9 protein-coding genes are annotated in these 8,878 nt (G+C 71.3%); 3 read left to right on the top strand and 6 right to left on the bottom strand.

The genetic code is table 11. The annotated features are described in order from the left end of the window. Positions 1-47: 47 nt before the first annotated feature. Positions 48-299, bottom strand: coding sequence for a hypothetical protein (locus Q1K57_RS13030; RefSeq protein ID WP_300083343.1), 252 nt, complete (start codon positions 297-299; stop codon positions 48-50). A gap of 153 nt (positions 300-452) precedes the next feature. Here Q1K57_RS13030 and Q1K57_RS13025 point away from each other — a divergent pair, with 153 nt between their 5' ends. Further along, entirely contained in the window at positions 453-2,150 is a 1,698-nt protein-coding gene (locus tag Q1K57_RS13025) for a DNA integrity scanning protein DisA nucleotide-binding domain protein (RefSeq protein ID WP_366525375.1), read from the top strand. A 66-nt stretch (positions 2,151-2,216) separates the two neighbouring features. On the opposite strand, the gene Q1K57_RS13020 is transcribed toward Q1K57_RS13025, so the two are convergent. The 4 genes from Q1K57_RS13020 to Q1K57_RS13005 form a co-directional block, all read right to left on the bottom strand. After that, positions 2,217-3,632: an alkaline phosphatase PhoX gene (locus tag Q1K57_RS13020; protein ID WP_300083341.1), complete on the bottom strand. Its 1,416-nt coding sequence runs from the start codon at positions 3,630-3,632 to the stop codon at positions 2,217-2,219. Positions 3,633-3,814: 182 nt separating this feature from the next. After that, positions 3,815-4,198, bottom strand: coding sequence for a type II toxin-antitoxin system PemK/MazF family toxin (locus Q1K57_RS13015; RefSeq protein WP_300083344.1), 384 nt, complete (start codon positions 4,196-4,198; stop codon positions 3,815-3,817). A gap of 152 nt (positions 4,199-4,350) precedes the next feature. Then, positions 4,351-4,917 carry a hypothetical protein gene (locus tag Q1K57_RS13010; protein ID WP_300083339.1) on the bottom strand — a complete coding sequence of 189 codons (567 nt, stop codon included), beginning with the start codon at positions 4,915-4,917 and terminating at the stop codon, positions 4,351-4,353. Between the two features lie 4 nt (positions 4,918-4,921). Then, positions 4,922-5,524, bottom strand: coding sequence for a TetR/AcrR family transcriptional regulator (locus Q1K57_RS13005; RefSeq protein WP_300083338.1), 603 nt, complete (start codon positions 5,522-5,524; stop codon positions 4,922-4,924). A gap of 227 nt (positions 5,525-5,751) precedes the next feature. Between Q1K57_RS13005 and Q1K57_RS13000 the strand changes: the two genes are divergently transcribed. Then, on the top strand, positions 5,752-6,399 hold the full coding sequence (locus Q1K57_RS13000; RefSeq protein WP_300083337.1) for an HAD-IA family hydrolase: 648 nt from the start codon (positions 5,752-5,754) through the stop codon (positions 6,397-6,399). A 78-nt stretch (positions 6,400-6,477) separates the two neighbouring features. Here Q1K57_RS13000 and Q1K57_RS12995 read toward each other — a convergent pair whose 3' ends face one another. Beyond that, positions 6,478-7,992, bottom strand: a complete 1,515-nt coding sequence (locus tag Q1K57_RS12995) for an acetyl-CoA hydrolase/transferase family protein (RefSeq protein ID WP_300083336.1) — start codon at positions 7,990-7,992, stop codon at positions 6,478-6,480. Between the two features lie 97 nt (positions 7,993-8,089). Here Q1K57_RS12995 and lepB point away from each other — a divergent pair, with 97 nt between their 5' ends. Continuing rightward, complete coding sequence (gene lepB, locus Q1K57_RS12990; RefSeq protein ID WP_300083335.1) at positions 8,090-8,824, top strand: signal peptidase I; 735 nt, start codon at positions 8,090-8,092, stop codon at positions 8,822-8,824. The last annotated feature ends 54 nt before the right edge of the window (positions 8,825-8,878 follow it).

Raw genomic sequence — 8,878 nt, 5'->3', positions numbered from 1 at the left:
CGAAGGGCCTGCCTCACTGCGAGGCGGGCCCTTCGTCGTCCCCGTGCTCAGCGGCCGCCGTCGCGGGGGCCGAGATTGCCGGAGCCGTGCTCGGGCTGCGGGTCGCCGGGCAGGCGGTCGCCGAGGTTGCCGGCCTCGTGGGCAGGCAGTTCGTCGGTGAAGTGCGGGCCCGGGTCGCCGTCGCCCTGCTCGGGCTGGGGGTTGCCCGGCGCGCGCGGGCCGGGATTACCCGCCCCCTTCACGTTCTCGAGGTACTGCTCATCAGCGAGCCGTGCGTGGTCCTGTGGCTTGTTGTTCATGGGATTCCTCCTTTGATGGGCTGATTGTGCTCGCCAGCAGGCTGTTTCGCCACCCGTGAGGCGTCTGCGGGGGTCACAGAGGCTGGCCGAGCCGGCGGCGTCCGACTTGGAGCCAGCGGCCCCGCGGTGAAAGCATCGTGCCTCGTGGGACAGATGTGGGAGCACCAGGCGGGGTTCCGCTGGTCGCTGGAGCAGTTGGCGAACGAGGTGCTCGACCGGGCGGGCGCGAACATCGATCCACGCGGCTACCTCGTCGGGTTCCATCCGAGCGGCGAGGTGACGGTCGAGCCGCCGCGCGGCCACTTCGACCGCGACGCCCTCGCCGACGCCCTGGCCGCCGCCGAGCAGCGCTTCCGCCGCTCGCGCGCCCGGCGTGAGGCCGGAGACGATCCGGACGCCCTGGCCGCCGCCGAGTCGATGGTGCGGCGACAGGTGCTGTCGGAGCGGTTCACCGAGGCGGCGCGCGCCGGCGAGCGGGTGCACTTCGCGGGCATCGGCGTCCACGTGGCCGACTGGTTCGTCGTGCCGCTCATCACCATCCACTCCGACCACTGGGACGACCTCGCTCGCCTGCGCCGCACCCCGAGCTCCGACGCCTCGCCGCGCAGCTTCCCCGAGGCGTGCGTGACGGCCGTCCTGGACGCCGCCAGCCGCGAACTCGACCGCCTCACCCCTGGTCAGCGCGTCGTCGCCGACCCGGACGCCATCCTGCGTTCCGCCGCCGACGCGTTCGTGTCGTCACTGGCGCAGCGCTCGGGGCAGGACTTGGCGTTCGGCGTCCGGCAGGCCCTGGACGCCGTCTCGGCGCAGCCGTACGAGGGCCGCGCCGGCACCGGGCAGATCCTCCTCGTGCAGCAGGGACACCCCGACCTGCAGGTCGCGATCGCGCTGGAGCATCCGGTGCCGGTCGGGCTGACCCGGTCGTTCCGGAAGGTGCTGGAGATGTCGGCCTCCGACCTCAACCTGCTGTGCGACGGGCGCGAGGTGTTCGGCCTCGGCTCGCTCGCCGACACCTACAACGCCGACACCTACAACGCCGACAGCGACTACGTGTTCACGGCGATCATCTCCGGCAACGGCGACTGGGAGCTGTGGCACCGCACCACGCCGCTGCTGCGCATGGACAACGGGGTGCCGCAACTGCCCCGCGAACGCCTGGACGCCGAGGAGTTCGGACACACCGTCGACCGCGTGTTCCCCGGCGCCACGAGCCGAGATGCGCGGCACCTGTGGGAGATGGCGTCCGCCTGTGCGAAACAGGCGAACGGCACGATGCTCGTCGTCCACCCGGACGCCGCCGCCGAAGCCGACCGCCTGCTGCCGCAGGCGTACTCGATCGCGCCCACCCGCCTGTCGGGGCGCGACCTGATGGCCGCCACCGGCATCGACGGGGCGGTGCTGGTGAGCCCCGACGGTCGCGTGCACGCCGTGGGCGTCATCCTCGACGGGGTCGCGACCGGCACCGGGGACGTGGGCAGGGGCGCGCGCTACAACTCGGCGATCCGCTACCTGGCGGGTGCGGGGCGCGGCGCGATGGTCATCATCGTGAGCGAGGACGGCAAGATCGACCTGTTGCCCAAGCTGAAGCGCCGCCTGCGCCGGGCCACCGTGCAGCGCGCTGTCGACCGTTTGGTGGCCCGCTCGGCGGAAGGGGAGGACCCGGAGTCGTTCGACCGCGCCAACCGGGCTGTCGAGGAGATCGAGTTCTACCTCAACCAGGACCAATGCGACCAGGTCAACGCCGCGCGCGAGGCCGTCCAGGGCCGCCAGTGGGCCCAGGACACCCTGCGCCGCCAGTTCGTCCCTGTCGCGCCCGACCCGGCGATGGACGACTCCTACCTGGTCGGCTGACGCCGCCGGGCAGCTGATGGGCCGGACGCCGCCGCTCCCGGAGAGCGGCGGCGTGCGGAGGGGGAATCAGCGGTTGTGGAACTGGGCCAGTGGTCCGCTGATCGCGTACGTGCAGTCCGACTGGACGGAGGCGAACAGCAGGCTGCCCGAGCGGTTGAAGCACGGGCCGGCCCACTCCCCGCGGTCGGCGAGGTCGCGGGCGAACTCGAGCGAGCCGCGACGCTCCGAGTAGGCGATCAGCGAGCACGGGTTCATGCCGTCCTCCGCGATGACCACCGACCCCCACGGCGACACGGTGATGTTGTCCGGCCCGTGGAACTCCTCGGCGTTGCCGGCGGCGTAGTACTCCTTCAGCGTCAGGGTCTCGTCCGCGAACGAGTAGTACATGACCATGCCCCAGTCCTCGTCGATGCCGTACCGGGCGGCCTCCGTCGCATTGACGTAGGACAACGTGAACCAGAGGCCCGCGGCGTCCGGCCAGCAGCCCTCGATCTTCGGGTGCACGGTCGCGCCGGGGAACTGGCGGCGCAGCGGTGTCGTCTGCGCCTGGCGGTCGGCGCCGCCGTTCACCCACGTCACCGGGTGGGCCACGCCCAGATCGGCGGCGGTCAGTTCGCCGTAGTGCACCAGCGGCGTTCCGTTCCGGACAAGCTGGGCAGCCTGCAGGACGCCGTCGGCGGGCCCGAACTGGCGCGCGATCCCGGCACCGATCCGTGCGCCGGCGGGGGCGGTCCAGCGGTAGAAGAGGCCGCCGCCGGTGTCCTCGGTGAGGTAGGCGCTCGAGAGGTCGGGGCCGATCGCCGCGCCCTCCCAGACGGCCCGGCCCCAGGCGGTGATCGGCTCGGGGATCTGTGCGGCGACCACCTCGGGGAACACCTCGAACACGTAGCCGTGATCCTTCTGGGCCACGTACGTCTTGCCGTCGACCGAGCTCACGACCGCCGTGCCGGCCTTCGTGGTGTCCTCCTCACAGGCCAACCAGGAACCCCACGGGGTCTCGCCGCCCGCGCAGTTGCGGATCGTGCCCGACAAGCCGACCCACTGGCTCACGAACTTCCCGTTCGCGGTGAGCTCGACGACGGTGTTGCCACCCATGCCCGTCGGGACGCCCGCGTCGTACACGGTGCCCTCGACGAGGGGGACGGGCACATCGGCATTCGCCCGGCACTCGTGATTGCGGACCAACCGAATCCGGCCCCGGCCGCTGAAGCAGCCCGTGCCGTCGAGGTTGGACGGAGTGACGCCGACGACGGAGCCGCCGCGGTCGGCGAGCAGGGGCTCCACCCCGATGGTGCCCACGCGCCACGCCTTGAAGCCGCGCGGCAGCGCCAGCTTGCCCTCGTCGACGAGGTGGGTCGGGTAGGCGGTGGCGCTCACGCCGGGGCGGGGGGCGCCGAAGGCGGACGGGGCGGCGGCCGTGGTGCCGGCGGCGAGGGCGGAGGCGGCGGTGGCACCCAGCAGGGTGCGACGCGAGATGGACATGCGGTTCCTCCCGAATAGCGTTGTCAGGGGCGTGCGGTCACGCCGATGTCCACCAGCCCACCCGGTGTCGGTGACAGGCCGGTGACGCTCCGGTGAGCAGGGGGCGTGCGTTCCGGGAACATCGGGGCGTCGTGATCGGCTCGTTCCGGGCGTCGCCGCGCTGGCGGGCGTGGGTGCGGGACTCAGGGTGTGGCGTGCCGGCGTACCCCGGCGATCACGGCGTCGAAGAGGGCACGGTCGAGCGCTACGGAGGCTCGGCGCACCTTCGCCGGGTCGATCCGGACCACCCGGTCCAGCCGGACCTCACTCGCCCGGCCTTGCGCATCCCACGCCCCCGAGCCGATGTCCATCCAGAAGCGGCCCTCGCGGGCTTCCTGCGCCGCGTCCCGGTCGTGGTCGAGGCTGGTCAGCGGCAGCCCGAGCAGCCAGCCCTCCGCGCGGCCGATGAGCAGCACCGGCCGGTCCTTGCCGCGCCGATGGTCCTCCTCGTACGGCACCCACGCCCACGCCACCTCGCCCGGGTCCGGCGTCCGGCCCGCCATCGGTGTGTACGACACGGGCGGCATCCCGGTGAAGTCACCGGGGTAGCCGGATGCCGCCGGCGCGCGTCGGGTGCCCGGTTGCGCCGGCGGAGCCGGATTCGGCGGCGTCCGGAACGCATGGCGCACCACCCCCCGGGCCGCGCTGCGGAGGGTTCGCAGGAGGGTGTCGCGCAAGCTCATCGGTAGCGCGGCAGCGGGCCGTAGTAGACGTCGTCGACGATGGTCGGCTCGGGCGGCGCCGGATTGCGGCGCACGTGCCAGCGCGTCAGGAACGCCTGCGACCCCGGCAGCCACAGCAGCCCCGCACCGACCGCGATCGCGGCGATGCCGCCGTAGGCGAGCGGGTTCAGCACGAGCGCCCCCAAGGCGACGGCGACGGCGACGAGCCCCGCCCAGCGGCTCCAGCGGTAGCCCCACCAGCCGTAGTAACCCGCGATCAGCGCCCCCGCGCCGACGAGCATCGCGATCACGAACTCGCCCGTCACCAGCGCGACGCGCACCAGCGAACCCGGCTCGGCCGGGACGACGGAGTGCAGCCAGGTCGCCGAGTTGAACGAAGCGATGTCGATGCCCACCCAGAACGCGACGCCCAGACCCGCGAACACCAGGGCCGTGCCGGTGTAGAGGAGCGCGGTCGCCGCCCAGATCGACCACGGGCGTGCCGGCTCGCCGGTGCGCGGGTTGATCGTGGCGTCCCGCTGCGCGACGACCGTGCCGATGGTCGGTTGCTCGGGCTGGGTCACCGCATCAGTGTAGGCGGGAGCCGACCAAGTACTGCTGCAGGGTCACACCGAGGGCGGCGACGAGCGTCCGCACGGCCGTCGTCGACAGCGGGCGCATGCCCAGGACGGTCCGTGCGAGGAACATGCCCGCTCCTGCGCTCGCGGCCAACTGGCCGCGGAGGGCGGCGTCGGCATGCCCGAAGTGCTCGGCGATGGGTTGGTAGATCTCGCGGGCGGTGAACTCGTTCATGCCGCGCAGCTCGACGAAGCGTTGCTCGCCCGCCTTCATCAGGTCGAGGTAGCCGCGCGCGGCCATCTCGTCGCTGCGGGCGAGGAACGAGCGGGCCGCGCGCGTGCCGACCTCGTCCGGGCCGCCGGCGAGGATGTCGGCGACGATGTCGGCGGGCACGTACGACCCGTCGAGGAGCGCCTCGCTGAACAGGGCGCCCTTCGAGTCGAAGTAGTGATGGACCAAGGCGGGATCGACGTCGGCCTCGCGGGCAATGGCCCGCAGGCTGACCCGGTCGTAGCCGTCGGCGAGGAACAGGCGACGCGCCGTGTCCCGGATCGTGCCGCGTGTGTCGTCGTTCCCAGGGCGGCGCCCCCGCGGCCGTGCACCCGTTTCCATGGAAAACTCCTCATCCACCGGTCCCGGAGCGCCCGATCCTTCGGCAGATCGTGGCGCCCGGGCAAGTTGCTCGCGTCGAGTGCCCCTTCGGGATACCCCTGCGGCGTGTTCTCCTGCTTGGTTCCTCACCGCACCTTATGAGTTCGACCCGCCGATCACAAGGCAGAACGCCGTTAGGTGCGGGAGAGCGGTGCCCGGGGTGAGTCCTGCGCCCCTACGCTGTCCTCATGACGCGGCCGCGGTTCACCACCGTCTTGTTCGACCTCGATGGCACTCTTGCCAACACCATTCCGCTCATCGTGGCCTCCTACCGGCACGCTCTCGAGGCACACGGATTGCCCGTCCCGGAGGAGCCGGAGCTGCGCGGCTGGATCGGCCGCACCTTGGTCGACATCTTCACGAAGCGGCACCCCGACCAGGCCGAGAGCATCGTCGCCGAGTACACCCGCTGGAACGTGGCCCACCTGCCCACCCTCGTCGAGACCTATCCGGGCGTGGCCGAGCTGCTCGCCGACCTGGCGAGCGCCGGCGTCCGCATCGGCGTCGCCACGTCGAAGCGACGCTTCTCCGCCGAGGCCACCCTGGCGGCCGTCCAGCTCGACGGTCTCGTGCGCGTGGCCGCCGCCATGGAGGACACCCCCGCCCACAAGCCCGCGCCCGACCCCCTCCTCCATGCGTTGGACGTGTTCGGTGCGGACGCCGCCGGCGCCGCTTACGTCGGTGACGCCGCCGTCGACCTGCTGGCGGCAGCCGCCGCCGGCGTCCATGGCGTCGGCGTCACGTGGGGAGCGGGGACGCGCGCCGAACTCGACGCCGTGCCCCACGCGGCCGTCGTCGACACGGTGGGGGAACTGCGGGCGCTGCTTCTGGGGTGACTGGGCGCGTGACACACGATCGGCCCACGTGGACCGATCGAGTGCCGGACGGCGCCGGCCACACCCGCCCGACGCTGGTCAGGAAGCAGGCTTCATCGTGCCCGTCTCGAGGAAGCGGACGTGCCAGCTGAGGGATTCGCGCAGGTCGTGAGGCGTGTGCTGGCTGTTGGCCGTCTTCTGGGCGCGCTCGAAGTAGTCGGCCAGGAGGGGCTTGTAATCGGGGTGGGCGCAGTTGTCGATGATCGCCTTGGCCCGCTTGCGTGGCGCCAGCCCGCGCATGTCGGCCAGACCCTGTTCCGTGATGAGCACCTGCACGTCGTGCTCGGTGTGGTCGTGGTGGCTCACCATCGGCACGATCGCCGAGATGGCCCCGCCCTTCGCCGTCGAGGGCGTCACGAACGCGGAGATGTACGCGTTGCGCGTGAAGTCGGCGGAGCCGCCGATACCGTTCTGCAGCTTGCTGCCCATGATGTGGGTCGAGTTCACGTTGCCGTAGATGTCGGCCTCGATCATGCCGTTGCACGCCAGGACGCCGAGGCGGCGGATCATCTCCGGGTGGTTCGACAACTCCTGCGGCCGCAGGATGATGTTCTTGCGGTACTTCTTCGCCTCGTCGTTCATGCGATGGGCGTAGTCGGGCGACAGCGAGAACGCGGTCGCCGACGCGACCGTCAGCTTGCCCGAGTCGATCAGGTCGACCATGCCGTCCTGGATGACCTCCGTGTAGCTCGTCAGATTCTCGAAGGGGCCGGCGAGCAGACCGGCCAGCACGGCGTTCGCGACGTTGCCCACCCCCGACTGCAGCGGCAGCAGGTTCTTCGGCAGGCGGTCGTGCTTCACCTCGTTGGCGAGGAAGTCGAGGTAGTGGGCGGCGATGGCCTCCGAGATCGAGTCGGCCGGCTTGAACGGTGTGTTCCGGTCGGGCAGTTCGGTCTCGACGACGGCGACGACCTTCGAGGCGTCGATGCGGTAGGTGGTCTGGCCGATGCGGTCGCCGGGGGCGAGGATGTCGACCTCGCGGCGGTGCGGCGGCAGCGCGAAGCCGTAGTACAGGTCATGCATGCCGAGGAGGTCCTCGGACTGCCACGCGTTGACCTCCAGGATGATCTTCTCGGCCTTTTCCAGATAGATGACGTTGTTGCCCACCGACGAGCTCGGGATGCCCTCCCCGTCGGCGTTGATGCCGGCCACCTCAACGACCGCCACGTCGAGCGGCGACAGCACCTCGGCGCGCACCATGGGGCCCGAGTGGGACAGGTGGATGTCGTTGTAGTCGGAGACGCCGGCGTTGATCTTGCTGCGCATGATCGGGTCGGACTGATAGGGCATGCGGTAGCGGATGCCGTCCACTTCGGCGAGCGCGCCGTCGAGTTCGGGGGCGGTGGAGGCGCCGGTCCAGCAGCCGATCTGGAACGGCTCGCCCGCATCGTGGGCTGCGCGGATGCGGGCCGCCAAGGCGCCGGGGATCAGTTTGGGGTAACCGGCCCCGGTGAAGCCCGAGAATCCGACGTTGTCCCCGTGGGTGATGAAGGACGCCGCCTCGTCGGCCGACATGACCTTCGAGCGGAACGAATCGTGCTGGATTCGGGACATGGGTGCGTGCACTCTCCTTTGTTGCCTCGGCCCGGACGTGGCCTGACCTCACCCTAGTCCCGTTCGCCTATGCTCTGGGACGGAGAGGGGGAGACCCATGGCCCAAGAGCGCGTCGAGGACTCCGACGCCGGCACGTCGGCCGCCCCGCGGCGTGCGCGCCGCCAGCTGCCGTTCCCCGTGCAACTCCTCGTGAACGTGCTCGCCGCCCTCCTCGTCGTGTCCCTCATCCAGGCGTTCGTCGTGCGGGTGCACAACGTGGCGTCCGGCTCGATGCAGAACACGCTCAGCGTGACCGACCGCGTCCTCTCCAGCGACCTGCCCTACCTGACCCATGGGCCCGAACGCGGCGACATCGTCATCTTCGGCCACGGCGCCACGTGGGACGACGCGCGGCTCCCGCCCTCTTCCGACCCGGTCCGGGCCGTCGCCCGCGCCTTCGGCGACCTCACCGGCATCGGCATCTCGAACACCGAGTACACGGTGAAGCGCGTCATCGGCGTCCCTGGCGACACGGTGAGCTGCTGCGATTCCGAAGGCCGGGTGCTGGTCGACGAACAGCCTCTCGAGGAGCCCTACATTTTCGCGGACGTGACCTTTGTCACCGGATCCTTCGACTGCGCCTCGTCGCCACGGTCGGGCCGTTGCTTCGACCCGATCGTCGTCCCCGACCGCAGCTACCTCGTCATGGGCGACCACCGCTCCAACTCCGCCGACTCCGTCGCCCCTTGCCGTGGCGAGGGCGCCCGGCCGGGCTGCGCCCGGTTCGTTCCGGCCGAACGCATCACGGGCAAGGTCGTCGCGAAGGCGTGGCCGCCGGGGCCTGTCGGCTGACACTCCGGCTCCACCGACATGGACGCCGCCGGCCCGGGGTGCGCGGAACCCCGG

It is taken from the genome of Propioniciclava sp. (genome assembly GCF_029977985.1).
Taxonomy (GTDB): domain Bacteria; phylum Actinomycetota; class Actinomycetes; order Propionibacteriales; family Propionibacteriaceae; genus Propioniciclava.
Note: the sequence above shows the minus strand (reverse complement) of the source record. Positions and strands in the feature narration are given on the sequence as shown.

What these genes read in the sequence shown, in the direction of transcription:
- Q1K57_RS13030 (WP_300083343.1), bottom strand. Translation starts at nt 299, where the DNA reads ATGAACAACAAGCCACAGGACCACGCACGGCTCGCTGATGAGCAGTAC.
- Q1K57_RS13025 (WP_366525375.1), top strand. Translation starts at nt 453, where the DNA reads ATGTGGGAGCACCAGGCGGGGTTCCGCTGGTCGCTGGAGCAGTTGGCG.
- Q1K57_RS13020 (WP_300083341.1), bottom strand. Translation starts at nt 3,632, where the DNA reads ATGTCCATCTCGCGTCGCACCCTGCTGGGTGCCACCGCCGCCTCCGCC.
- Q1K57_RS13015 (WP_300083344.1), bottom strand. Translation starts at nt 4,198, where the DNA reads ATGCCGCCCGTGTCGTACACACCGATGGCGGGCCGGACGCCGGACCCG.
- Q1K57_RS13005 (WP_300083338.1), bottom strand. Translation starts at nt 5,524, where the DNA reads ATGGAAACGGGTGCACGGCCGCGGGGGCGCCGCCCTGGGAACGACGAC.
- Q1K57_RS13000 (WP_300083337.1), top strand. Translation starts at nt 5,752, where the DNA reads ATGACGCGGCCGCGGTTCACCACCGTCTTGTTCGACCTCGATGGCACT.
- Q1K57_RS12995 (WP_300083336.1), bottom strand. Translation starts at nt 7,992, where the DNA reads ATGTCCCGAATCCAGCACGATTCGTTCCGCTCGAAGGTCATGTCGGCC.
- lepB (WP_300083335.1), top strand. Translation starts at nt 8,090, where the DNA reads ATGGCCCAAGAGCGCGTCGAGGACTCCGACGCCGGCACGTCGGCCGCC.